This is a genomic window from Arthrobacter sp. LAR12-1-1.1 (genome assembly GCF_040676555.1).
GTDB lineage: Bacteria > Actinomycetota > Actinomycetes > Actinomycetales > Micrococcaceae > Arthrobacter.
Genome location: NZ_JBEGIG010000001.1, coordinates 589098 through 613983, shown reverse-complemented (window position 1 = coordinate 613983; position 24886 = coordinate 589098). Strand labels below are relative to the sequence as shown.

Genomic DNA, 24886 nt, shown 5'->3' with positions numbered 1-24886 from the left:
GATGCGGGGCATGGTAGAGGGTCTGCCCAGCGCGGTGCCGCTGGCCGCCGGGCTGCCGGCCGTGCTGCAGGAAGACGCCTTCCTCCAACGGTTCCTGCTCGCCTTCGACGACGCCCTGGCCCCGGTATTCACGACGCTGGACGGCCTCGACTCCTACCTCAATCCCAGCTTGGCCCCTGAAGACTTCCTGAATTGGCTGGCCGACTGGGTGGGCGTACGCCTGGACGAGTCATGGTCCACGGCACGGCGCCGCGACGTTGTGGCGCACGCCGCAGCGATCCACCGCCGCCGAGGCACCGTCCCGGGGGTCGCCGACGCTGTCAGGCTCGCCGTCGGAGGTGTGGTGGACGTCGAAGTTGAAGACAGCGGTGGCACCACCTGGTCCTCGACGCCGGGCACGGAATTGCCGGGCAGGCCCGCCGCGATGCTGCACATACGGGTCTACGCTGCTGCCCGGGAGGACGTGAATATCCGGCGACTGGAGGGCATTGTCAATGCCGTGAAACCGGCGCATGTTCCCCATACCCTGGAGATAGTGCCCGCAGTTGCCCCCTACGCTGACGATTCCTGAGGAGCCCGCGGTGCTGATCTGTGGAGACTGCAGCGCCCGCAACAATGACGGCGAGCGATTCTGCAGCAATTGCGGAGCCTACCTTGTCTGGCAGCGGACGCCCGCCGAGGCGGAGGAACGACGCCCGATGCCGACAGGCTCGAGCACAAACCTGGATCCAGACGTGACGACGGCACAGCTTCCGATAGTTCCCGGACCGTCGGACACCCGGCACGCTGCATCACCGGTTACTGCGTCCAGGGACCTGCGGAACTCCGTCCCGTCCGGCGGAGCGAAGTCGGGGGCGCACGTGGCGGGCAACGCCCGTGTGGGTGCTCCCGAGAGCATCGGCGGCACGGCGACAGGGGATGCCGCGACACATGGCGCCGGACTGCAAGAGCGCCAACCCGGAAAGGAGGGAGACCACGCTCCATACAAGGCCACACCACAGGCACCGCACGACGAACCTCCGCAGTTTCCGGGCGGCCTCATCTGCCGCCGGTGCGGGGCGGGCAACAAGCCGGACGTGCACTTCTGCCGACAATGCGGGGCCGGTCTCGAGGAAACAGCGCCTGCACCGCCCCTTCCGCCGTGGTGGCAGCAGATCCTGGGCCGCACGAAGCCTCCCGCGCTGCCAGCAGGAACCCGGCCCAGATGGCGGATACAGCGCCGCTTCCCCGTGGGTGCCGTGTCCCTCCTCACGGTGTTGGGACTATTTTGCGGCGTCGCCTACCTTGGCCGGGGCGTGATTGCCGCAGCCATGACGCGCGTGGTGGACGAAATCTCGGAGGAAAAAATTACTGTCCAGGATAAAGATGCGTCGAGCTCCAAACCGGGACGCGGTGCGGACCTGGCCTTCGACGGCTCTGAACGCTCGTGGGCGTCGAGGGGCCCCGCGCAGGCCGGCGTCGACTACCTCAAGGCCGGTTTCGGCCCCCCGTTTCGCTTGACGTACGTAGTCATTTTCTGTGCTGCGTCCGGTGTGGATCAGGACCCCGGCAAGGAACAGAAGCCGGTCAAGGCCGAGATCGTCGCCGTTCGCGGCGATGGAGCTCGAGCGTCCCTCACTGTTGACCTCAGCGGCTGCGAGTCAGGTCCCAAGAACTTTTACTTTGGGGCGGACCAGACCTCGACCGTGATGCTTAGGATCCTGGATTCGGCAGGTCCGACGGACGGACCCGTGTCCGTCGAGGAAGTCCAGTTCTTCGGCCGGCGGTGACTTCTGTGCTGGTACGTGCAGATTCCGCCGGCACGCCCAGAGAATTCAAAATGAGGTCGTATCGCCGTTGCGCGCGTTCCGCCGCAGCCGGATCCCCGAGGCGCCGGAAGGTCTCGACCAGGGTCCGCCATGATTCGTCCCGCCACGGATCGATTTCAACACTCCGGGTGGCGGCCGCGGCGGCATCGGCCGGGTTGCCCAGATGGAGCTCCAAGCCCGCCAGCGACGCCGCAGCCTCGGCGGCCCGCAGGCGGTACCGTTCGCGGGTGGCGCTCACCCACTCCGCGGGGCCATCTTCCGGGAGCACCTCACCGGTGTACAGCTGGACGGCACGGCGGAGCCCTTCAGCGGCGGCAGCGTTGTCTCCCGCTGACCGTGCCAGCGATGCATCATGGATTGTCCGGTCGAAGTCCGCGAGGTCGAACACCGATCCTTTACCGAGCACCAAGGCGTAGGCCTCGCCCTGCCGAATGAGGAGGTGCTGGGCCTCGGCTTGTCCCTCAGGCTGGAGTGCACCCCGCAAACTGGACACACTCACCTGTAACGCATGCTGTGCCGCGGCAGTGTCCAAGTCTGCCCACAGGATGCCCGCAAGCCGTTCGCGGTGAACCGGGCGGCCGGCGTTCAGAGAAAGAATCCGGAGCACCGTCCGTGCCTGGGGCCGCACCCTGGACAAGTTCACGCCAACTCCGTCACTGAGGAGCGCAAATCCGCCGAAACAACCTATCTGCAGGGCCGGCAGGGCTGAGCAGTCCGCTACCTCAACTGCAGGAACGCCGACGTCCCGGTCCGCGAGTTCCGCACGGCCGGCCGCCGGCCCCGGATTGGGCAGGGCGAACCGCGCCGCGAGCGCCGGCGGCGCAGGCAACATCCACGTCCACGGGCGGCACACCAATCCGGCCGACCTGCCGGTCTCGCGTGCCACATTCATCAGTTCGTCGTAGTGCTCCGGCCACTGCGCCGCCACGGCCGCGTAAGCGACCGCCAGCGCGCCGGGAACACCCGCCGCCCGGGCAAATGCCTCCGCGGAACGCGACTCCTCGGCGGCTCCCGGCAGATCCATCGTGGCACTAACGAGGGCCTGCGCCGACTGCGCCCAGGCTTCCAGGGCCCCAGCATCGAGACCTCGGAAACGCCCGGCCAGCGCGTCGAACGCCCGGGTATCCGGGCGTCCCGCCCGCCACTGCATCAGGGCTGCAGAAGCGGCCACCAATGCCGCACCCCACTCGTCACCCCTCTGCTCACAGCTGTCAATGATCGACCGGACGGCGTCCTGAGAACTTGAGGATCCCGGCAGACCGGCTTGGACACCCTGCGCGACGCGGGCAAGCCAGGTGAAACCGCGGCGTTGGGCCTGCCGCTGGACGGCGTCCAGCTCGGCGGCAGGGCCGCTAAGGTCCGCATCAGTGGATTCCGGCCCAAAAACTGCCAGCGCAAGCTGGGCAGCAAGTGCGGCCACCGGTTCGTCGTCGAGCAGTCCGGCACACCGCCGCAGCGGTGGAAGGGCAGAGCATTGATCACCGGCCAGAAGGCAGGCCAGCCCCTTGGCAAGAAATTCCTGGGGCCGGCGGGCGTCGCCCATCGATCGGGCCACGCCGCCAGGATTCCCTCGAGTCGCGTCCCGCAAGCCGCGCGCCGGGCCGGGGCCCGTGGTGGGCGCGCCTCCGGCCCACGATGCGGCCATCAGCTGAAGCTTCCGGGCCAGCGCAAGCCACTCGGGAACGCTGGTCAACGCAGGGACCTGCGCGGCGGTTCTGTAGGCGGCCGCCATGCAGCCGTCGTCGACGAGCCGCCGTGACGTGGCCACCGCAAACGCGGCATCATCTCGCACGGCAGGCCGTGGAACCAGGGCTGCCCATTCGCAAGTGCCAGGCTGTACAGCGGTGCTTCGCGCCCTGTGCAGAAGGCTCCCCACCTTGGCCCAGTCCTGGCCTTCTGCCAGCACCCGCAGTGCCGCGCCGACGTCGCCCTCCTGTTCCAGGATTTTCGCTGTGCGCTCACGCGTACTTTGCGGCAAGCTGTGCTCTGACTCGATCAACGCTGCAACGAAGTATTGACGAAGCACCTCGGGGGCCCGCACCTTTGCACCGCCGTCCTCGCTCGAGATGACACCGAGCTGCTCCAGGCGCCGCAGCAGTTGCCGGCTGTCACGGCGTTCAAGGAGCGCGTCGCAGCGGGACGGAGTGAGTACGTCGAACAGGCAAGTCTGGCGAAGCAGCAGTTCCATGTCCTCCGACACCCCGGCAAGGAAATGGTGTGTCAGGTAGCTCGTGACGTACTGCGGCGCCGGGCCGAGGGACTCGGCCGCTCGCCTTCGTTCGACTTCGGAACGGTTCTTGGTTGCCAGGTGAAAGAGGTGCAACGCAGCGGCCCAGCCATCGGTCCTCTGCACCAGGTTCAGCGTCCCCGCCGAACTCAGGGGCTGTTTGTACATATTCCGGAAAAGTTGGTCCACTTCATTGGCGCGAAAGCGCAAGTCATCACCGGAAACCGTCACGGCAGCGGGGAGCTCGGACCTGGCCAGATTGAACGGTGGCGGGCGGCGGCTGCCCACGAGGAAATGAACCTGTGGTGAGTTCAGTGCGAGTAGCCGCTCAAGTTCCGACTCCGCGGAAGTATGCGCCAGCGCATGCAGGTCATCGACGACGAAGACGAGCGGCTTTTCAAGCCGGCCGGCCAAGAGCTCCAACTCGGCGAAGGACCGGGGGGATTCCTCGTCTGCAGCCATGGCGAGCGCGGCGGCGAATCGGGTGAGCATCCGGCCCGGCTTCGCGTCACGCGGACTCGGCCGGAACCATGCCACCGTGGAGGAGCGATGCGCCGCCCATTGCGCCAGGAGAGTCGTTTTGCCCGTTCCGGGAGGAGCGATCACGAGTCCAAGCCGTGCGCTTGTGGCGCCCTCAATGCACGGGATCAGGCGGGGGCGCAGAAGGCCTTTGACGTCCGGGCCCTTCAGGCAATATCCATGCTGTGTGGCTGCCATACCGTCCTGCTTCCCCCGGAAGGATTGCGTCCCAGCGTGTCTTATAGTCTAGGGCTCATGCGTCCATCGAATCGAGCATCCGGCGGCTTTCCCCGACAAATCGACAGTCCATCCGGGCTGCTGACGAGTCCCGGGGGTCGACGTGCATGAGTGAATCTGCGGGTTCTTCTAATTACGCAGCGAGGGCCGCGGCCACTGGAATCCGGGGGGCGAGCATAGCGTCATAGCCGTCATCATCGCGACGTGGAGGCCAAACCCACCCGGGTGGCCGGTGGCGACTGTCGAATGGCACGGAACGCCGTGTACAGCGTTGCCGCCAGCAGCAGCGCAGCCATCGTTCAGCGCAGGGCGTCGTCCGCAATCATGGCCGGCTGTTCATGGCGGCACGCTCACAACTGCTCGTCGTGATGGATCCGTTCGCCGAGTTCCCGCAAAGGCTCCCCGCTGCCGCTCCACTGCCGGGCGATGAACTCTGCAGCGATGGACACGGCCGTTTCCTCCGGCGTGCGGGCGCCGAGATCAAGGCCCACGGGACTGTGGAGCCTGGACAATTCTGCCTCGCTCAGTCCTGTCTCGCGCAGCCGTGCCATCCTGTCCTCGTGCGTGCGCCTGGATCCCATAGCGCCGATAAACGCGACGGGGCTGCCGCGCAGGGCCACCACCAGGACAGGGATATCGAACTTCGGATCGTGGGTCAGGACGCACAGCACGGCCCGGGAATCCAGCAGTCCTTGGGCGAACTGGTCGCTCAAATACCGGTGTGGCCACGCGTTGACCACCTCGGCGGCGTCGGGGAACCTCGCTGGCGTGGCGAAAACGGACCGCGCATCACAGACGGTTACCCGGTACCCCAGGAAAGCGCCCAGCCGGGCCAGCGCCGCGGCGAAGTCAATGGCGCCGAAGACGATCATGCGTGGCGGCGGCGCGTAGCTGGCGAAGAAGACGCGCATGCCGGTGTCGAGCCGCTCGCCGTCAACCCCGTAGTTCAGGATGCCCGTCCGGCCGGCGGCGAGAAGGCCCTGGGTGTCGTCGCCGACGGCGCGGTTGGTCCGGTCAGAGCCCAAGTCGCCTTCCCATCCTTCTGGCCTGACGATCAGGTGCCGCCCCACGCGGTCGGCATCCGGGTGTTCGATGACCGTGGCGACCCCCACGCGGCGCCCGGCGGTAATGTCCTGCGCGACGGCGTCGAGCTCGGCAAAGCGGCGCTGGGAGACAGGTTCAACAAAAATGTCGATGATGCCACCGCAGGTCAGGCCCACGGCGTAGGCGTCGTCGTCGCTGATCCCGTAGCGCACCAGGGCCGGCTCGCCGTCGTCCTTGACCTGGGTGGCCAGTTCGTACACGGCACCCTCCACGCAGCCGCCGGAGACGGAGCCCACGGCCTGGCCGTCGGCCGTCACCAGCATGGCGGCCCCGGGGAGCCGTGGCGCCGATTTGAAAGTGCTCACGACGGTGGCCAAGCCTGCTGTGGCACCCCTTCGCCAGTCGGGCAACATGGCCGCCAGGACATCGCGCATCGCCGCTCCTCAGAGCCTGCCGCAGAGCCGGAGCAGCCGGAACGCTGAACGCCGGCCGGCCCAGTAGGCGACGCACGCCACGACCGCGACAACGCCGAGGACTTTCACCGGGCTGGACAGCTGCTCCGCCGCCATTCCCCTGGCCAGGCTCAGCGCATCCAGGCTGCCGCCCGGCGCGGCCGACGCCGGGACTGGTACCGGGACAGCGGCCGGGGCAGGCTCGGGTGCGGCCGACGCCGGGACCGGCTCCGCGGGTGCTTCGGGGACCGGCGGTAGGCCCTCTGCGAGCATGGCCTGCAGGTTGTTCGCGAAGAGGGTCATCATCTGCTCCGTGACGCTCCCGATTACGCCTTTGCCCATGGCCGCGGCCTTGCCGGACAGCGCGAGATCTGCGCTGACGGACCCCCGTGTGGCCGAGCCGTCTTCGGCCAGCGTGAGGGTGACGGTGGCCTCGGCGGTGCCCTGTCCGCGGGTCTCCTGGGCTTTGCCGCCAAGGACGGCGCGGCGTGCCGAGGCGTTTCTTTCAATGACGTTCAGCAGGCCCTTGTATTGCATCGTCACCGGGCCGAGCTTTACCGTCATGCCCACCTGATACGCCTCATCCGAGAGCTTGTTCAGGATCTTGGCCCCGGGAAGGCAACCGGCCACCCTTTCAAAGTCCATCAGTGTGTCCCACACCTGGCTTATCGGTGCGACCACCGAGAACGTGCTGTTAATTTGCATGAGCTGGTTCCTTGCCTTTCGCTTGTCCGTGCCGGTGGCCTGGTTGCGGGGCGTTACCCCGAATTGCGGCCGCCAGCTCTGCCAAAGCCCGGTAGCTGTGGCCGCTGACGAATGCGTCGCAGTAGGGCAGAGCTGCTGCCATCCCGCCGACGAGGGGCTGGTACTGGGGCGCCGCCTTGCGCGGATTTACCCAGATGATCCTGTGGGCAAGCCGGCGCAGGCGGGCCATCTGCGCCGCGACCTGTTCCGGATCCTCGTAGGCCCAGCCGTCCGAAAACACCACCACCACGGCGCCGCGCGCCAGTCCGCGGCGGCCGTGCTCGTCGACGAAACGCCGGAGGCACTCGGCGATCCGGGTTCCGCTGGCCCAGTCGGGCGCGGAGACGGCGGCGCGGGCCAGGGCCTGGTCCGGATCGCGCAGGGCCAGTTGCCGCGTAAGCCTGGTCAGCCTCGTGGAGAAGACAAAAGCTTCGGCCCCGGCCCCGGTCACAGCACCCTGCAGCAGGGATACAAAGACGCGGGCGTACGGTTCCATCGATCCGGAAACATCGCACAGCAGCACCAGTTTGCGGCGCTGCTCACGGCGGCGGGCATAGAGCAACAGTGGAGCGTCTGTACCGGAGCGACGGGCAGCACGCACTGTCGCCCGGACGTCCAGGCTCGCTGTGCTGTGTGCCGACGTGCGCGTGCGGCGGCTCAGGCGCGGCGGTGTCGCCAGCTGCAGCGCCGCGGCCAGCCGCCGCACCTCGTGTACTTCATCGGCAGAAAGCTCGGCAAAGGAGGTCTCATGGAGGTGTTCGTCCGCGGAAACCATGGCAAGGACGGCCTCCCTGTCGGCGCGGCGGTCCTCCGCGGAGCTGTCCCGGCCGGGGGAGGCCACGCGCGGATCCTGGTCCTTGCCGGCGGCCGTGCCCGCCTCCCGGGTGCCTGCTGACGCGGGCCTGGTCCGCGGCTCCGCTGCGGGCGGTGCCGGCACTGCCGGGCGGGCCGCCCGGCCCGGTTGTGCGGTGCCGGCATTCGGGCGGAACACGGCTGCGAAGACGGCATCAAACAGGGGCACCTGTTCGCGCGCGGATACGAGCACCACGCGGCAGGTCCAGTAGAGCTGCTCAAGCTGGGTCGGTGGGATCAGGTGGAGCGCCTCGGCCAGCCGTGCCGCCCGGTCCGGCGACGTGGCAAGACCGGCCCTCCGGATTGCCGTAACGAACGCGGCGGACAAGGCTGCTGCCTCGACCCGTGGCGGCGGTGCGGGGGTGGGGTTGTTGTCCTCAGCCATCGGTGCCGTCCACAAGCCAGGCCGCGCCGCGGGAGCCGACGAGTTCAAGGTCATCGCGGTTCTTGACGATTGAGCCCCACGTTTGCTCGGTGATTCCGGGGTCGATCCGTTCCACGCCGAGCACGGCCAGGGCCGAGACCCAGTCGATTGCCTCGGATATCCCCGGGGGTTTGGCGAGGTCCAGCATCCGCAGCCGGGTTATGACGGCCGCTGCCTGGAGCGCCAACGGGCCGCTGCTGGCGGGAACCCGGCGGCGCACGATCTCGGCGATCCGGGCCGGTCCGGGGTAGTCGATCCAGTGGTACAGGCAGCGGCGGGTCAAGGCGTCATGAAGGTCCCGCGTCCGGTTGGAAGTGAGGATCACGATGGGGGGATGGGTGGCGCGGATTGTGCCGAGCTCCGGGATGGTGACGGCGGATTCCGCCAGCAGTTCAAACGTGAAGGCCTCGAATTCGGCGTCGGCGCGGTCGATCTCGTCCAGAAGCAGCACGGCGGGCCGCGGGCCGGGATGTTCCAGCGCCTGCAGCAGCGGCCGCCGCAAAAGGTACTGGGGGGCGAAGAGGTCCGTTTCCGTGACCTCGGTGTCGCGGACTTCGGCCAGCCGGATGCCGAGGAGCTGGCGTTGATGGTTCCATTCGTACAGGGCCTCGCCGGCGTCGATCCCCTCGTAGCATTGCAGCCGGTACAGCGGCGTGTCGAGGAGTTCGGCCAACGCCTTCGCGGCCTCCGTTTTCCCGACTCCCGCCTCGCCTTCGAGCAGGATGGGCTGCGGCAGGCGGACGGCCAGGAACAGGGCCGTTGCGAGTCCGACGTCGGCCAGGTAGTTGGTGCGGTCCAGCGCGGCCATCAGCGACGCCACATCCGGGACCCGGCGCCGCACGTCCTCCTCCGCGCCGGCCCGCGCCGCCGTCGTCATACGGCCCCCTGCAGGCTGTCAAGGACGCGCCTGTAGTCTTCCTCGGTGTCCACGTCCAGCGGGACGGGACCGGGCGTGCGGACCTCGATGACGTCGTCCGTGCGCTGTTCGAGGAGCTTCCAGACTGCCTTGTCCCCGTGCAGGGCAGCCAGGTCCGGCAGCAGGCGCCGGGCAAACGCCAGCGGGTGGCCCACGCCGTCGTCGTAGCGGCACACCGCGATGCCGGGCGAACCGGCACCGGCACCGGCACGGCCAGCACCGGCACGGCCAGCACCGGCAGAGCCAGGACTGGCGGCGGCGGCGGAAGGGGCGGCGGAACCCGTTTGCTCGAGGGCGCCGAGCACGGCCCGGACGCTCGCGGCCCGGACACCGGGCTGATCGCCGAGCAGCAGGACCACGGCGTCAGTGTCCGGATGCAGGGCCGCGAGCGCGGAGGCGATGGAGGACGCGCACCCTTCGCCGAAGTCCGGGTTGAGCACCACATCGCAGCCGCTGGTGTCGACGGTTCGCTCTATCTCGGCCGCCGCGCCGCCCAGGGCCAGCACCGTCTGGCTGAAGGAACAGTCCCGGGCAGTTTCCAGGACGGCATCGAGCAGGACTCCGCTGCCGTAGGGCAGCAGCTGTTTGGGCCGGCCCAGGCGCCGGGAGGCACCCGCGGCCAGGATGATTCCCGCGGACCGGCGTCCGGGGCACCCGGCTGTCAGCAGCGGTTCAGGTCGTGAGGGCATAGCGCTCCGGATCTTTGCGGAAGGCGGCCCGGCAGCCGGGCGAGCAGAAGTAGACGGTCATCCCGTTGTGTACCAGGTGCAGCGACGACTCGAGGGCTGGGACGGACATGCCGCACACCGGGTCGACCGCGCTCGTCGGCCCTGACTCCGTGGGCGCCTCCATGCCTGTGGGCGCGGCCGCAGCGGCCGCCGCGAGGGGCGGGGCAGCGCGCCGCGCCTTGGACCGTTCCCCGACCAGCTGGGCCAGGATTGAAAGCGCGATCTCCCCGGGGGTCCGGGCGCCGAGCTGCAGCCCGGCCGGCGTGAAAACCCGCCGCCGCAGGGCGTCGTCGACGTCGAGGGATTCCAGGACGGCGGCGCCGCGGGTTTCGCTGGCCACGAGGGCCACGTAAGGGACACCCGCGCGCAGGGCCGCCTCCAGCGCACCCTCCTCGGCTCTTCCGTGGGAGGCGACGATCAATGCCGCATCATCGCGGCGGGGATCGGCGGATTCGCCATCCGTGAGTTCGACTTCGAGGCCGACGCCGGAGCCGAGCGTCGCCAGGGCCTGCGCCACCGGCGTCGTGCCCACCACCAGGACCCGGGGCGCCGGAATCCGCGGCTGGAGGAAGATCTCGATCGCCCCGCCGCTGAGGCAGGGGTTGGAGACCTCGACGGCGCCTTCCTCCGCGGTGCGGGACGGTTCCCCGGGCAGCACCCGCAACAGGAGCGGTTCCTGGGAGGCCAGAACCTGCAGGCTGTACTCGCGCACCGATGCCTCCACACAGTTCCCGCCCACAAAGCCCTGGATCTCTCCGGTGGGCAGCACCAGGGCCGTGTCCCCGGCGTGGGCGCTCGTGGGACGCTGGGCGCGGACCACCGTGGCGTGGACGAACGGCTCGCGGCGGCTGGCGAGTTCATCGGCCCTGGCAGCCAGGGATCCTGCGGAGCCGGCCATCAGATCGGCGGCCTGGCCCGGCCCTGCATGGCGGCCCAGACGCGGGCCGGGGTGCAGGGCATGTCCACATGGGTGACGCCGAACGGCGCCAGGGCGTCGACGACGGCGTTGACGATCGCCGGCGGGGAGCCGACTGTGGCGGACTCGCCGATGCCCTTCGCCCCGATCGGGTGGTGCGGGGACGGGGTGACGGTGAACCCGGTTTCCCAGTCCGGCACCTCCATGGCCGTGGGGATCAGGTAGTCCATGAAGGACCCGGCGAGGCAGTTGCCGGCCTCGTCGAACTCGATGATCTCCATCAGGGCCATGCCGACACCGTCCGTCAGTCCGCCGTGCACCTGGCCTTCGATGATCATCGGGTTGATCCTGGTGCCGCAGTCATCCACCGCGATGAACCGCCGCACCTTGACCTGCCCCGTGCCGGGGTCGATGTCCACGACGCAGATGTAGGCGCCGAACGGAAAGGTGAGGTTCGGCGGGTCGTAGGTCACCTCGGCGTCGAGGTTCCCGTCCACTCCCTCGGGCAAGGCAACGGTGCCGTGGGCGCCCATGGCGATCTCGGCGATGGTCTTGCCGACGCTCGGGTCGCCCTTGACGAACCAGCGTCCCTTTTCCCACTCGAGGTCCTCGGGGCGGGTCTCGAGCATGGCCCCGGCGATCAGTTTCGCCTTCTCGCGCACCTTCCGGGCGACGAGGGCCACGGCGCCGCCGCTGACCGGCGTCGAACGGCTGCCGTACGTGCCCAATCCGAACGGGGTCTGGTCCGTGTCCCCGTGCACCACCTCGATGTCCTCCGGCGGGATGCCGAGTTCCTCGGCCACGATCTGGGCGAACGTGGTCTCGTGGCCCTGGCCCTGGCTCTGCACCGAGATGCGCACCACGGCCTTGCCGGTGGGGTGCACGCGCAGCTCGGCGCCGTCGGCCATGCCGAGGCCCACAATGTCGAAGTGCTTCCGGGGGCCGGCTCCCACGACTTCCGTGAAGAAGGACACCCCGACGCCCATGAGTTCGCCGCGCTCGCGCTTTTCGGCCTGTTCGCGGCGGAGGTCCTCGTACCCGGCGAGCTGCATCGAGAGCCGCATGGCAGCCTCGTAGTTGCCCGAGTCGTAGACCCAGCCGGTCTTGTTGGCATAAGGGAACTGCTCCGGCTTGATGAAGTTCTTGAGCCGCAGCTCGGCGGGGTCCATGTTCAGCTTGCGGGCCAGGACGTCCACCATCCGCTCCACCAGATAGACGGCCTCGGTGACGCGGAACGAGCAAGCGTAGGCGACGCCGCCGGGCGCCTTGTTGGTGTAGACGCCAGTGACGGAGCAGTGGGCAGCCATCAGGTCGTAGCTGCCGGTGAAGATGGAGAAGAATCCGGCCGGGTTCTTGGTGGGCTGGGCGGTGGCGTTGAACGCGCCGTGGTCGGCCAGCACGTGGGTGCGCAGGGCCAGGATCTTGCCGTCCTTGGTCGCCGCGATTTCGCCCTGCATGATGTAGTCCCGGGCGAACGAGGTCGACATCAGGTTCTCCGAACGGTCCTCCACCCATTTGACCGGGCGGCCGGAGACGATCGAGCCGACGACGGCGAGGATATAACCGGGGTAGATCCCGACCTTGTTGCCGAAGCCGCCGCCGATATCGGGGGAGACAATCCTGATCTTGTGTTCGGGGATGCCGGCGACGATCGCGAACAAGGTCCGGTGCGCGTGCGGGGCCTGCGTGGTCTCGTAGAGCGTCAGCTTGCCGTTGACGGCGTCGAAGTCGGCGACGGCACCGCACGTCTCCATCGGCGCGGGGTGGACGCGCGGGTACACCACCTCCTGGCTGACCACCACATCGGCGGAGGCGAACACCGCATCGGTTTCGGCTTTGTCGCCCATCTCCCAGTCGAAGATCCGATTGTCCGTCCGGCCCTCGATCTCGTCGCGGATCACCGGCGCGTCCGGGTCGAGCGCCTTGCGGGCGTCCACCAGCGGCGGCAGCACATCGTATTCGACGTCGATCAGCTCCAGGGCGTCCCGGGCGGCGTAGCGGTCCTCTGCCACGACGAACGCGACTTCCTGGCCCTGGAACCGGACTTTGTCGGTCACCAGCACGGCCTGGACATCCGCGGAGAGCGTCGGTGCCCATGCGAGCTTCAGGCCCAGGAGGTCCTTGCCGGTGATGACTGCAACGACTTTCGGGTGTGCCAGGGCATTGGTGGTGTCGATGGACACGAGCCGGGCGTGCGCCACCGGAGCCCGCAGGATGGCCCCGTGCAGCATACCCGGCAGCACGATGTCATCCAGGTAGTGGCCCTTGCCGCGCACGAAGCGCGGGTCTTCCTTCCGCTGGATCCGGCCGTAGCCGATCGGGCGGTCCTCGTCGCCGGCGGCCGGGTTCGACGGCCGGTCATGGATGACGGTCATGCCTTCACCTCCGTGGCTGTGTTCGCTGTCTCTGCGGCGACATCCGGGACGGCAGTGTCCGTGCCATCCAGGACTTCGTCGGCGGCCGCTGCGTCCTCCACTCCAGTGCCGGCAGGATGGGCGGCGGCCCACTGCACCGAGCGGACGATCGTTGCGTAGCCCGTGCACCGGCAGATCTGCCCGGAAATGGCCCGCCGGATCTCGGCGTCGTCCGGGTGCGGATTCTTATCAAGGAGCGCGCGGGCCGTGAGCATCATCCCCGGGGTGCAGAAGCCGCACTGCAGCCCGTGCTCCTCCATGAAGCCCTGCTGGACGGGGTCGAGGGTGCCGCCGGTGGCCAGTCCCTCCACGGTGCGGATGTCGTGCCCCGCGGCCATGGCGGCCAGGACGGTGCAGGACTTCACGGGCTGACCGTCCATCAGGACCACACACGTCCCGCAGTTGCTCGTGTCGCATCCCCAGTGCGTACCGGTGAGGCCCAGGACCTCGCGGATGTAGTGGACCAGGAGCACCCGGGGTTCAATCTCGCTCGTGACGTCGGTGCCGTTAACGGTCATGCTGATCTGCATCGGTTTCAGCCTTCCTGCATCTGGGCGGCGCGGGCACAGGCCCGCCGCAGTACCCGCCGGGTGAGCTCATCGGCGAGATGCCGTTTGTAGTCGACCGGGCCGCGCTGGTCCGCTACCGGATCGCAGGCCGCCGCTGCCAGCCTGCCGGCCTCGGCGAACAGCTCCTCGTCCGGATGCCTGCCGCGGAGCGCCGCGGCGGCCTCGGCCAGCGGGTGGTCAAGGCCCAGCGCAGTGAGTCCGACGGCGGCGTCGTCGACGGTCCCGTCCGCGGCGAGGGTGACTGCGGCGCCGGCGGCACCGACTGCCCAGTCGCCGACCCGGCGTTCGACCTTTTCATAGGCGCTGCCCGAGCGGGGGCGGATGCCGAACCTGAGTTCGCAGAGCAGCTCATCCTGTCCGACCGCGGTTTCATAAGGTCCGCGGTGGAACTCGGACATGGACAGGATGCGCTCGCCGCGTGGCCCGCGGATCACTGCCTCGGCGGCCAGGACGTCACAAACGGTGGAGAGGTCCTCGGCGGGGTCGGCCTGGCAGAGGGAGCCGCCGATCGTGCCGCGGTTGCGCACCACGGGGTCGGCGATCACCAATTCGGCGTCCCGCACAATGGGGAACAGCGCGGCGACCTCGTCCGACTCCAGCAAGGTGGTGTGGCGCGTCATGGCGCCCACCCTTAGCTTGTTGCCGTCACGGAGGATGAAATCCAGCTCGTAGAGGTCATTGATGTCGATCAGCCATTCGGGCCGGGAAAGGCGAAGCTTCATCATCGGCAGGAGGCTGTGGCCGCCGGCCACCACCCGGGAATCGGGGCCGTACCGGGCGAGAAGTTCCAGGGCGTTGTCCACGGTGGTGGCGCGCACGTAGTCAAATGGAGCCGGAATCTGCATAGTCCCTACCTCACTCCGAATGGCCGGCGGCATGGTGCAGCGGCTGCTTAGCGCCGGATTGAGGTCAGTCTTGCCCCGGCCTGAGTGGGCTGTCAATATCGTCATAAGCGAAAGGTTATGAAGCCGTGGCGATGACATTGGGACAGTTGCGGACGTTCGCCCTGGTGGCCAAGCTGGGCTCTCTTCACGCCGCAGCAGTCCACCTCGGAGTCAGCGAACCGGCCGTTTCGACGGCGCTTGCCGCACTCAGGCAGGATCTGGGCGACCCGCTCTTCGTGCGCGCCCACGGCGGGATTGCGCTGACTCCCGGCGGCCGGGCCCTCGCCGAACACGCCCAGGACATCGTGGGACTGGCGGATCAGGCCCGGTGGGAGGTGGCGCATGCCCAGACCGAGACCGGACGCCTGAATATCGTGGCGACGGCGCCCTTTGCCGAACACGCGGCCGGGCGCCTGCTGGACCTTTTCACCCGCCGGGTTCCCGGCGCCTCCGTCGACGTGGTGGTGGAGGAGGCCGAGGACATTGCCTCGCTGATGCGCGAACGCGTCTATGACATCGCCTTGGGAGCCCGGCCCGCCGTCCGCAACGGCGGCCTTCCCAACGGTACTGGCGACGTCGGCATCGACTCCGCCCCGTTCCTGCGGTACCAGCGGATTGTTGTGGCGGCCGCCGGGCATCCGCTCGCCGCCCTCCACGGGCCGGTAGCGCTGGCTGAACTGCTGCGCAGGCCCTGGTTTGCCGGTCCCGCCGGCGTCCAGGCGGCCAGCGAGGAGGGCCGCTGGCTGGCGTCCCAGGCAGTGGCGCCGGAGATCGTCCGGTTGAGCAGCGAGACAGAGGCGCTCGCCGCCGTCAGGGCGGGCGAGGGAACCATGCTGGCGCTGGGCCATATTGTGCGGGCTGAAATTCGCAGCGGCGCCCTGGTCCGCGTGCCGGTGGCCGGAACGCCAGTCTCCGGACTTTGGTGGGCCAGTACCCTGGACCGCCGCCGGGCCACCACCATGGCGCGGACCCTGCAAAGGTTTGCCGGCACCGCCGACGCCACCGCGGCCATGGTCGCTCCCGGCGGTTCGCGGGGGCTGGAGAGGCGGGGGTCCAAGTTCCACGTGGCGCTCTGGAGCTGAGGCGCCTGCCGCTGTGTCGCGTTGCACAACGCCCGGGCGGGTGCTACCCCTTGAGGGGTTAGACGATCCATTCACCCTGCGAGAAGGAGTAGCAATGACGTTGTCCCGAGACGAAGACAGCTCGCTGCGGCATTGGAGCAGCCGGCTGATTCAGGCGCTGCAGATCCTTGACCTGGAAGTCGACCACGAAAAGATCGTCCAGGTCGCGGACGAATCCGTTAAAGCCGTCGGGCCGCATGCGGACGCCATCAGCGCGTTCATTGTGGGCTACGCGGCCGGTACCGCGTCCACCAACGGCCGCAAGGGCACGCAGGAGGCCGTGCACGCCGCGTCGAACAAAGTCATTGAGCTCTGCGAGCACGGCGAGTCCGGCGGCCCGGACGAGGAAGGCTGGGCCAAGAGGGCCCAGTAAGGCAGTAGCGCAGTAGCGCAGTAGCGCAGTAGCTGAGTCGCGCAGTAACTGAGTAAACGGAGTGGCGCCCGCGCCGGCAGCACGGGACATGCTCCACGGTGGGGCTCAGGGACGGGCATGCTGGTGTCATGTCCAGTCGCCGGGGCCGGGGTGGGGCAGGTCCCGTGGCCCCGGCCCCGGCCCCGGCGACTGGCGGGTGCCTTGCGGCGTGTGCCTAGGGTGAGGCCGCCCCGGCAGGGACTGTTGCCGCGCCGTCGGGCGTCTGGTCCAGGCTCGGCTCGAGCCGGATAATGACCGCCTTCGAGACCGGCGTGTTGCTGCCCTCGGCCGTGTGGTTCAGCGGCACCAGCACGTTGGCCTCGGGGTAGTAGGCGGCCGCGCAGCCGCGTGCCGTGGGATACGACACCACGCGGAACTTGCGCACTATGCGTTCCTCGCCGTCGTCGTGCACGCCGCGGATGTCCACGTACTGCCCGTCCGCAAGGCCGAGTTCGGCGATGTCGTCAGGGTTCACGAACACCACATGGCGGCCCTTCTTGATACCCCGGTAGCGGTCGTTGTGCGAGTAGATGGTGGTGTTGAACTGGTCGTGGGAGCGCATACTCTGCAGGATCAGGGTTCCCCCCGGCCGCTGGACCAGCTCGAGATCATTGGCAGTCAGCACGGCCTTGCCGGTGGGCGTGGGGAAGGTGCGGGAGTCACGGGGACCGTGGGCGAGGACAAATCCGCCTTCCTGCCGGATCCGTTCGTTGTAGTCCTTGCAGCCGCCCACCACCCGCGAAATGTGATCGCGGATGAGGTCGTAGTTCTTCTCAAACCCGTCCCAGTCGGCCTTGATCTTCTCGCCCACCAGGAGCTTGCCCAGCCGGCTCACGATGGCCGGCTCCGAGAGCAGATGATGGGACACCGGCTCGACGCTGCCCCAGGACGGGTGCACCGCGCAGACAGTGTCCTCCACCGAAACGAACTGGGGACCGGATTCCTGGATGTCGATCTCGGTCCGCCCCATCGTGGGGAGGATCAGCGCCTCGCGGCCCGTCACAGTGTGCGAGCGGTTCAGCTTGGTCGAGATCTGGACTGTCATCTCCGTGTTTTCCATGGCAGCCACGGCGGCATTCGTGTCCGAGATGGCACCCACAAGGTTGCCGCCCAGGGCGACGAAAACCTTGATCTCGCCCGCGCGCATCTTGTTGATGGTCTCGACGGAGTCCGTGCCGTGTTCGCGGGGCGGCTCGAAGTCGAACTCCTTGCCGAGGGCTTCCATAAAGGACTGCGGCATCTGCTCCCAGATGCCCATGGTGCGGTCGCCCTGCACATTGCTGTGCCCGCGGATGGGGGAGGCGCCGGCGCCCGGCTTGCCGATGTTGCCGCGCAGCAGCAGGAGGTTGATGATCTCCTTGATGGTGGCGACAGCCTTCTTCTGCTGCGTAATGCCCATGGCCCAGGTGATGATGACCTTCTCGGCCTTGAGGTAGCGGGCGGCGAGCTCATCGATGTCCTCGCTGCGCAGGCCCGTGGCTTCGAGCACCGTGCGCTCATCCAGCCGGGCCAAGTGCTCCTTAAGCTCCTCGAGTCCCTCGCAGTGTTCGGCCAGGAAGGCGTGGTCCAGAACCGTGCCGGGGTTCTTGGCCTCGGCCTCGAGCACGCGCTTGGACACGGCCTGCAGCAGTGCCATGTCGCCGCCGATCCGGATCTGAAGGAACTGGTCCGCGATCTGCGTGCCGTGGCCGATCACGCCCTTGACCTCCTGCGGGTTCTTATAGCGGCGCAGGCCGGCCTCGGGAAGGGGATTGACGGCCACGATCTCACCGCCGCGGTTCTTGCACGCCTCGAGTTCGGTCATCATCCGGGGGTGGTTGGTACCCGGGTTCTGGCCCATGACGATGATCAGGTCGGCTTGGGCGTAGTCGTCGAAGCTGACGGTCGCCTTGCCGATCCCGATGGTCTGGCCCATTGCCCAGCCCGAAGATTCATGGCACATATTGGAGCAGTCCGGCAGGTTGTTGGTGCCATAGCCGCGGACCATCAGCTGGTAGAGGAAGGCGGCCTCGTTGGACGTCCTGCCGCTCGTGTAGAACGCCGCCTGGTCGGGGGAGTCCAGCCCCTTGAGCTTGTCGGTCACAAGCCGGAGCGCCTCATCCCAGCTGACCGCCTTGTAGTGGTCCTCGCCGGCGGGCTTGTATACCGGTTCCGTGAGCCGGCCCTGCATGCCAAGCCAGTACTCGGACCGGCCGCGCAGTTCGCTGACGGAATTCTGGGCCCAGAAAGTTTCGGGAACCACCACCGGGGTCGCCTCCCAAGTCACCGCCTTGGCCCCGTTCTCGCAGAACTCGAACGCCTTGCGGTGGTGCGGGTCCGGCCACGCGCAGCTCGGGCAGTCGAAGCCTTCCTTCTGGTTCATGGCCATGACGGTCTTACGGGTCCGGTTCAGCCCCATCTGCTCGATGGCCGGCTTCATGGAGTGGTACACGCCCGGGACACCGGCGGCCCAGCTCTTCGGCCCGTCCCCGACTACGAGATCCTGCTCCGACGGTTCCTCGATGTGAGGAGTCTTGCGAGTCACGTGAACTTCCCTTCCTCAACCACCGTCCGGAGGGGGCGGCGTGCTGATCTGCCACTATGCACCATACCTTCAGGCCTATCAGCTTGATCGGAGCGCCGCAAGCAATTGGCCGGGGCCCTGTCCCGAGTGCCGCCCGGCACCGTGCGCACCCCTTATACCACCGCCGTCTTGGCGCGTGCTGGGGACCTGCTGTGCGCCAGCCTCAGGTAGCAGAGGCCAAATATTCGGGTCCTGCAGGGGTAGCCGTTACCCGGCTGTTATTCGCCGACAGCACGCCCGCGCAGTAGTTCCCGCGTAGGCTACGTTGCCGCCGTCGACCTCGGGGCGAGTAGCCCAAAGCGTCGGTGCGCGTATTTCAAACCCGCGATCCCGGTGGCCGGAGGCCCCGAAAAACGCCGGACCGTGGTCCGGATCCTAAGTTACCCACCCGTCCCAGTTTTCCCCAAGGAATCACCAAGCACTGTTGCACCATCACTCACTCTAAGAGGCAGGTGTGCAATGAATTTGTTCGCATGCAGGAAGGTTGGCGGCCAAAGACGTGTCTTTAGCCGGTCAACCCGGGCAGTAGCGGCAGGGACAGCGATGACCCTGCTCAGTTTTGTCGGACTCACCGCAACGGCGCCTGGCGCCAGCGCCGTGCAGGCGCCGGTCGGCGCAGGCTTCACCATCACCCCGTCCGATCTGGCCTTTATTCTCAAGCAAATCACGATCGCCGAGGCCCACGTCGCCAACACGACGTCGGCAACCGGCCCGTGCGGTGCCCTGATTGGCACCGGCCCCAACCAAATCCCCAGCCCTCTCGTCTCCCAGGGCCTGCGGACAGTGGACGGCTCGTGCAACAACCTCCAGCCAGGCCAGGAAACGTTCGGCGCTGCTGACCAGACGTTCCCGCGCCTGGCCACGCCCGTGTTCAAGGCCGCCGAGGCTGTACCCCCTGGCTTCGGCCCGGCAGGCTCGACGAGCTACGCGCAGAAGAAGGGCAACGTTTTCGACTCCGAGCCCCGCACCATCAGCAATCTGATTGTGGACCAGACCTCCACCAACCCCGCCGCCGTCGCAGCGGCCGGCAACCCGGTCAGGACGCAGGGGAATACGGGCGTCGTGCCGTGCACGACGGATCCCCAGCCTAACGCCACACCTCCGGTCATTGAAGTTCCTGCGGGCTGCGTGCCGTCGCATCAGACCCTGTTCATCCCGAACGTCACCACGGACGTCGGGCTTTCCCCGCCCTACAACTCGCTTTTCACGCTGTTCGGGCAGTTTTTCGACCACGGCGTAGACCAGACGGTCAAGTCCGGCGGCACTGTCTTCGTTCCGCTGAAGGCCGATGATCCGCTCATCGCCGGCCCGGACCACATCCTCGGCAACGCCGACGACCTGGCCCCGCAGCTGCGGTTCATGGTGCTGACCCGGGGCCAGAACCAGCCCGGTCCGGACGGTGTCACAGGCGACAACCCCGCCACCGCTGCCGACGAGAGTGCTGACGATATCCAGAATGCGACCAACACGGACTCGCCCTGGGTTGACCAGTCCCAGACCTACACGTCCCACTCATCCCACCAAGTGTTCCTGCGGGAGTACATCAACAACGCCGCCGGCAGGCCGGTCTCCACTGGCAAGCTGCTCGGTGGCGCAGCCGGCCCGACGGCGAACGGCATGGCCACGTGGGCCACGACCAAGTCCCAGGCGGCGATCTTCCTCGGTCTCAAGCTCGAGGACAAGGACGTCACCAACATCCCGATGATCGCAGCGGACGCGTATGGCAAGTTCATCCCCGGACCCCTGCGCGGGCTGCCGCAGTACGTCACCCAGACCGGCCTCGTAGAGGGAAACACGGTCACGCCCGTGCCGGTGCCGGCAAACGTGCGGTACTTCGACACGCCGTTCCTGACGGACATCGCGCACAACGCCGACCCGTCACCGCGGGACGCTGACAACAACCCGGCCACGCCTCCCGTAGCGCCCACCCCGGACGCTGACAACACGGCCTCGGCAGATTTTGCCAACCAGCCGGCCGGGACCTACGACGACGAGATGCTCAATGCGCACTTCATCGCCGGTGACGGGCGGGTCAACGAGAACATCGGTCTCACCACCATCCACCAGATCTTCCACTCTGAGCACGACCGTCTCGTCGGCAATATCAAGACCGTGCTGACGAACGATACTTCCGCCAGCGGCACGGCGGCTCTGGCCCAATGGCAGTTGGCGGCCGGTGCAGACGGCTGGAACGGTGAGCGCCTCTTCCAGGCGGCACGGTTCATCACCGAAATGGAATACCAGCACCTGGTCTTCGAGGAATTCGCCCGCAAGATCCAGCCTGCGATCAACCCCTTCGAGCCGTTTGCGTTCACTCAGACGGAGCTCAACCCGGCCATCAAGGCCGAGTTTGCCCACGCCGTGTACCGCTTCGGTCACTCCATGCTCACCGAGACGATCTCGCGCAGGAACGAGGACCGCCCCGGTCCGGACAACCAGTTCGGCACCTCCGATGACATCTTGGGGAGTCAGAACGACATCTCCTTGCTCAACGGGTTCCTCAACCCTCCGGAGTACACCAATGGCGGCCCTGCCGGTTCGCTCACCTCCGAGGAGGCTGCGGGCAGCGTCATCATGGGTATGTCGGATCAGGTCGGCAACGAGCTCGATGAGTTCGTGACCGACACGCTTCGCAACAACCTGCTGGGCCTGCCACTGGACCTGCCGACGATCAACATGACGCGGGCCCGGTCCGAGGGTATCCCGCGGCTGAACCAGCTTCGCCGGGAGATCTTCAACTCGACGAACGACGCCCAGTTGAAGCCCTACACCAACTGGATCGACTTCGGGGAGGGCCTCAAGCACCCTGAGTCGCTGACCAACTTCGTGGCTGCCTACGGTCAGCACCCGTCCATCACCGGCGCAACGACGCTGGCGGGCAAGCGCGAGGCTGCACGGTTGATCGTCAACCCCAACCCCATTGCTGGCGATGTCGCCCCTGCTGACGCCGCGGCGTTCATGAACAGCACGGACGCCTGGGCCAACAACGGCACCCAGTCGATCACCGGCCTCGACAACGTCGACCTCTGGGTCGGCGGACTCGCGGAGCAAACGGTTGTGTTCGGTGGCCTGCTGGGCAGCACCTTCAACTACGTGTTCGAGAACCAGCTGACCGAGCTGCAGAACGGCGACCGCCTCTACTACCTGGCCCGCACCCCGGGCATGAACCTGAGGACGCAGCTCGAAGGCAACTCGTTCTCCGAACTGATGATGCGCAACACGAACGTTCGCAGTTTGAAGGCCGATGCATTCGCCACGGCGGACTGCAAGTTCGAGCTGAAGAACCTTGCCGGCACCGCTGCCGGCTTTGCGTCCTTCGGAAACACCGTAGCGGACGACCTGCAGTCGGAGTGCAGCGAGCCGGCTTTGCTGATCCGCATGTCCGACGGCACCATCAAGTACCGTGCGCGGAACACCGTCGATCCCTCCGGGATCAACGGCCAGAGCGTCTACAACGGCACTGCCGGCGTGGACCGCATCTTCGGTGGTAACGACAGCGACACCTTCTGGGGTGGACTCGGCAACGACATCATCGAAGGTGGTGACGGAGCCGACGTCGCGCTCGGTGGTGAAGGCAACGACATCATCACCGACCTTGCCGGCGACGATGTCTTGAAGGGCGGTCCCGGTAACGACGCAATCGACACCGGACCGGGCCTGGACATCATCATGGGCGGTGATGGCAAGGACTTCACGAACGGTGGTGCCAACGCCAACGAGACCTTCGGTGGTGAGGGTGACGACTTCATCATGCTCGGTCAAAGCCTTGACGCCGCCTTCGGCGACAGCGGCAATGACTGGGAAGAGGGTGGTGATCAGCCGGACCTCATGCAAGGGGACAGCGGCAACCTGTTCTTCCTGGACGACTCCCAAAAGCCCGGACACGACATCCTGATCGGACAGGGCGGTGACGACGACTACGACATGGAAGGCGGCGATGACGTCGGTGTCGCAGGTCCGGGCATCGAGAAGGTCGCTGGCGCTTCAGGTTATGACTGGGAAATCGGCGTCGGTGATCCACAGCCGCAGGACCTTGACTTGGCTCTCCCGATCCCGCCGCTGGATATCCTCCAGGTCGGCGTCAGGGACAAGTTCAACGAGGTCGAGGCGTTGTCCGGCGCGGAACTCAACGACACCATCCGTGGTGACAGCGTGGTTCCCAGTGCCGTGGGTGGCGCCGGGTTCATCGGGTGCGACGTGCTGGACCAGGCGGGCCTTGACCGTATTGCCGGTCTTGACGCGCTGGTACCGGCGTTGAACACCCCGTTGGCTACCGTCGTGGCCCAGTCGGCATCGGGCGACTGCCCGCTTCTGAGCGGCGCGAACGTCTGGGGCGATGGCAACATCCTCCTTGGCGGCGGCGGCAGCGACCTGATCGAGGGACGTGGCGGAGACGACATCATCGACGGTGACGCCTACTTCAACGTCCGCCTGAGCGTCAGGACGAACGCAGCTGACCCGTCGACGGAAATCGGCAGTGCAGCGGTGACCGGATCCGGCCAAAGCGCCATGGCCAGCCGGTATCTTCGTGACGGCGCCGGTGCGCTTACCGGACCGACACTTCAGGAAGCCGTCTTTGCCGGCACCGTCGACCCCGGAAACATCGTGGCCGTCCGTGAGATCCTGACCGGCTCCGGCGGATCCGACAGGGCCGTCTTCACCGGCCCGCAGGCCGACTACACCGTCACGACCACCCCTGCCGGCGCCACCCTGGGCTCGGCAGGCTCGACCACGACGGTGGTGGACAACGTCGGCGCCGATGGCACGGACACTGTCCGCAACATCGAACTCCTGCAGTTCTCCGACACCGTTGCGCCCAACGCTCCGGTCATCGGCACGGCAACCGCCGCCGCCGGCCAGGCCACGGTCAACTGGACGGCACCGACCGTCGGCACGGCCAGCGCCTTCTCCGTGAAGGTGCTCGACGTGACGACGAATCCGGCCGGCGTCCAGGTCGGTGCCCTGCGCACCGCCCCGGCAGGCGCCACCAGCCTGGTGGTGACCGGCCTGACCAACGGATCGCAGTACAGGTTCCAGGTTCTGGCCAACAGCGCCCTCGGTGACAGCCCGTTCTCGGCGCTGTCCAACACGGTGAGCCCGACGGCTACCACCGCACCGGGAGCGCCGACCATCGGGACGGCCACGGCCGGGAACGCTTCGGCGTCCGTGACCTGGACCCCGGGGTCCACCGGCGGATCCCCCATCACGGGTTACAGAGTGAGGGCCTTCGCCGGAACTGCCTTGATAAGTACGACGGTCACCGGAAACGTCGGAAACGTCGTCGTCACCGGCCTCACCAATGGGACGGCGTACACGTTCGACGTCGCCGCCGTCAACGTGGCCGGTACGGGCGGATTCTCGGCCCGCACGGCAGCGGTGACACCACGGACGGAATTCGTGGCTCCCACCGTGACAGCGCGGACACCGGCATCCGGTGCCCTCTCCGTCAGCCAGACGGCGAACCTGACGGCAACGTTCAGCGAGGCGGTGACGGGAGTCAGCGGAACCACGTTCCAGCTGCGGCTCGGCACCACGGTGATCCCCACCGTCGTGTCTTACAACACGCTCACCCGGGTTGCGACTCTGAACCCGGTCGGCACGCTGTTGGCGGACCGCGTGTACACGGTGAACCTCGTGGGGATCCGTGACCTCGCGGGCAACACGATGGCGACCAGCACGTGGTCGTTCACCACGGGCCCCAACCCGACCATCACCGCCACGACTCCCGTCGCGGGAGCCACAGGGGTGCTGCGCAACAGCAACGTGACCGCCACGTTCAGTGAGGTCATTACCGGCTTCGCAGTTGCCGGCAAGGTCCGGATTGAACGGGTCTCCACCGGGGCGGCGGTCGCTTCGGCGATCACGTTCAACAGCACCACCAGGGTGCTGACGATCAACCCCGGAACCAGCCTCCTCGCGAACACCCAGTACCGGGTCACCGTCACCGGTGGCACCACTGGCGTCCGCGACCTGGCCGGTAACCCGATGACAACCCGTATCTGGACGTTCACCACGGGCGCAGGGCTGTAACAGCAAGCAGCACTGCAACAGCACGA

16 protein-coding genes and 1 pseudogene are annotated in these 24886 nt (G+C 67.5%); 6 read left to right on the top strand and 11 right to left on the bottom strand.

Features of this window, described 5'->3' with window-relative positions:
* The first annotated feature begins 1 nt into the window (after position 1).
* From MRBLAR12_RS02800 to MRBLAR12_RS02790, 3 genes and pseudogenes are all read left to right on the top strand, one after another.
* Positions 2-571 carry a phage tail protein I gene (locus tag MRBLAR12_RS02800; RefSeq protein ID WP_229992138.1) on the top strand — a complete coding sequence of 190 codons (570 nt, stop codon included), beginning with the start codon at positions 2-4 and terminating at the stop codon, positions 569-571.
* Positions 572-698: 127 nt separating this feature from the next.
* A pseudogene (locus tag MRBLAR12_RS02795) lies at positions 699-1103 on the top strand (hypothetical protein); the annotation flags it as partial.
* Between the two features lie 135 nt (positions 1104-1238).
* On the top strand, positions 1239-1769 hold the full coding sequence (locus MRBLAR12_RS02790) for a hypothetical protein (protein ID WP_364743780.1): 531 nt from the start codon (positions 1239-1241) through the stop codon (positions 1767-1769).
* Here the strand turns inward: MRBLAR12_RS02790 and MRBLAR12_RS02785 are convergent.
* The 10 genes from MRBLAR12_RS02785 to MRBLAR12_RS02740 form a co-directional block, all read right to left on the bottom strand.
* Positions 1693-4752 (bottom strand): BTAD domain-containing putative transcriptional regulator, encoded by a 3060-nt coding sequence (locus MRBLAR12_RS02785; protein ID WP_229992136.1) that lies wholly within the window; start codon positions 4750-4752, stop codon positions 1693-1695. The genes MRBLAR12_RS02790 and MRBLAR12_RS02785 overlap by 77 nt on opposite strands.
* A gap of 389 nt (positions 4753-5141) precedes the next feature.
* Positions 5142-6269: an XdhC/CoxI family protein gene (locus tag MRBLAR12_RS02780; protein ID WP_364743381.1), complete on the bottom strand. Its 1128-nt coding sequence runs from the start codon at positions 6267-6269 to the stop codon at positions 5142-5144.
* Positions 6270-6278: 9 nt separating this feature from the next.
* Positions 6279-6992 (bottom strand): SRPBCC family protein, encoded by a 714-nt coding sequence (locus MRBLAR12_RS02775; RefSeq protein WP_364743378.1) that lies wholly within the window; start codon positions 6990-6992, stop codon positions 6279-6281.
* On the bottom strand, positions 6982-8268 hold the full coding sequence (locus MRBLAR12_RS02770; RefSeq protein ID WP_364743375.1) for a vWA domain-containing protein: 1287 nt from the start codon (positions 8266-8268) through the stop codon (positions 6982-6984). The genes MRBLAR12_RS02775 and MRBLAR12_RS02770 overlap by 11 nt, the downstream gene beginning before the upstream one ends.
* Positions 8261-9184 carry an AAA family ATPase gene (locus MRBLAR12_RS02765; protein WP_229992132.1) on the bottom strand — a complete coding sequence of 308 codons (924 nt, stop codon included), beginning with the start codon at positions 9182-9184 and terminating at the stop codon, positions 8261-8263. Before MRBLAR12_RS02765 ends, MRBLAR12_RS02770 begins: the two co-directional genes overlap by 8 nt.
* Entirely contained in the window at positions 9181-9912 is a 732-nt protein-coding gene (locus MRBLAR12_RS02760; protein WP_364743372.1) for a nucleotidyltransferase family protein, read from the bottom strand. The genes MRBLAR12_RS02765 and MRBLAR12_RS02760 overlap by 4 nt, the downstream gene beginning before the upstream one ends.
* Positions 9896-10849 carry an XdhC family protein gene (locus MRBLAR12_RS02755; protein ID WP_364743369.1) on the bottom strand — a complete coding sequence of 318 codons (954 nt, stop codon included), beginning with the start codon at positions 10847-10849 and terminating at the stop codon, positions 9896-9898. The genes MRBLAR12_RS02760 and MRBLAR12_RS02755 overlap by 17 nt, the downstream gene beginning before the upstream one ends.
* Positions 10849-13242, bottom strand: a complete 2394-nt coding sequence (locus tag MRBLAR12_RS02750) for an aerobic carbon-monoxide dehydrogenase large subunit (RefSeq protein WP_364743366.1) — start codon at positions 13240-13242, stop codon at positions 10849-10851. The genes MRBLAR12_RS02755 and MRBLAR12_RS02750 overlap by 1 nt, the downstream gene beginning before the upstream one ends.
* Positions 13239-13811 (bottom strand): (2Fe-2S)-binding protein, encoded by a 573-nt coding sequence (locus MRBLAR12_RS02745; protein WP_229992128.1) that lies wholly within the window; start codon positions 13809-13811, stop codon positions 13239-13241. Before MRBLAR12_RS02745 ends, MRBLAR12_RS02750 begins: the two co-directional genes overlap by 4 nt.
* A 5-nt stretch (positions 13812-13816) precedes the next feature.
* A complete protein-coding gene (locus MRBLAR12_RS02740; RefSeq protein WP_364743363.1) occupies positions 13817-14695 on the bottom strand; it encodes an FAD binding domain-containing protein in 879 nt (292 codons plus the stop codon).
* 131 nt (positions 14696-14826) lie between these two features.
* On the opposite strand from MRBLAR12_RS02740, the gene MRBLAR12_RS02735 reads away from it, so the two are divergent.
* The gene (locus MRBLAR12_RS02735; RefSeq protein ID WP_364743754.1) at positions 14827-15816 is read left to right on the top strand and encodes a LysR family transcriptional regulator; all 990 of its coding nucleotides are present in this window, start codon (positions 14827-14829) and stop codon (positions 15814-15816) included.
* 94 nt (positions 15817-15910) lie between these two features.
* A complete protein-coding gene (locus MRBLAR12_RS02730) occupies positions 15911-16228 on the top strand; it encodes a DUF6457 domain-containing protein (RefSeq protein WP_229992126.1) in 318 nt (105 codons plus the stop codon).
* A gap of 214 nt (positions 16229-16442) precedes the next feature.
* Here the strand turns inward: MRBLAR12_RS02730 and MRBLAR12_RS02725 are convergent, their stop codons facing one another.
* Entirely contained in the window at positions 16443-18791 is a 2349-nt protein-coding gene (locus MRBLAR12_RS02725; protein ID WP_364743360.1) for an FdhF/YdeP family oxidoreductase, read from the bottom strand.
* A 582-nt stretch (positions 18792-19373) separates the two neighbouring features.
* On the opposite strand from MRBLAR12_RS02725, the gene MRBLAR12_RS02720 reads away from it, so the two are divergent.
* Positions 19374-24860: a peroxidase family protein gene (locus MRBLAR12_RS02720; protein ID WP_364743358.1), complete on the top strand. Its 5487-nt coding sequence runs from the start codon at positions 19374-19376 to the stop codon at positions 24858-24860.
* Positions 24861-24886 lie beyond the last annotated feature (26 nt).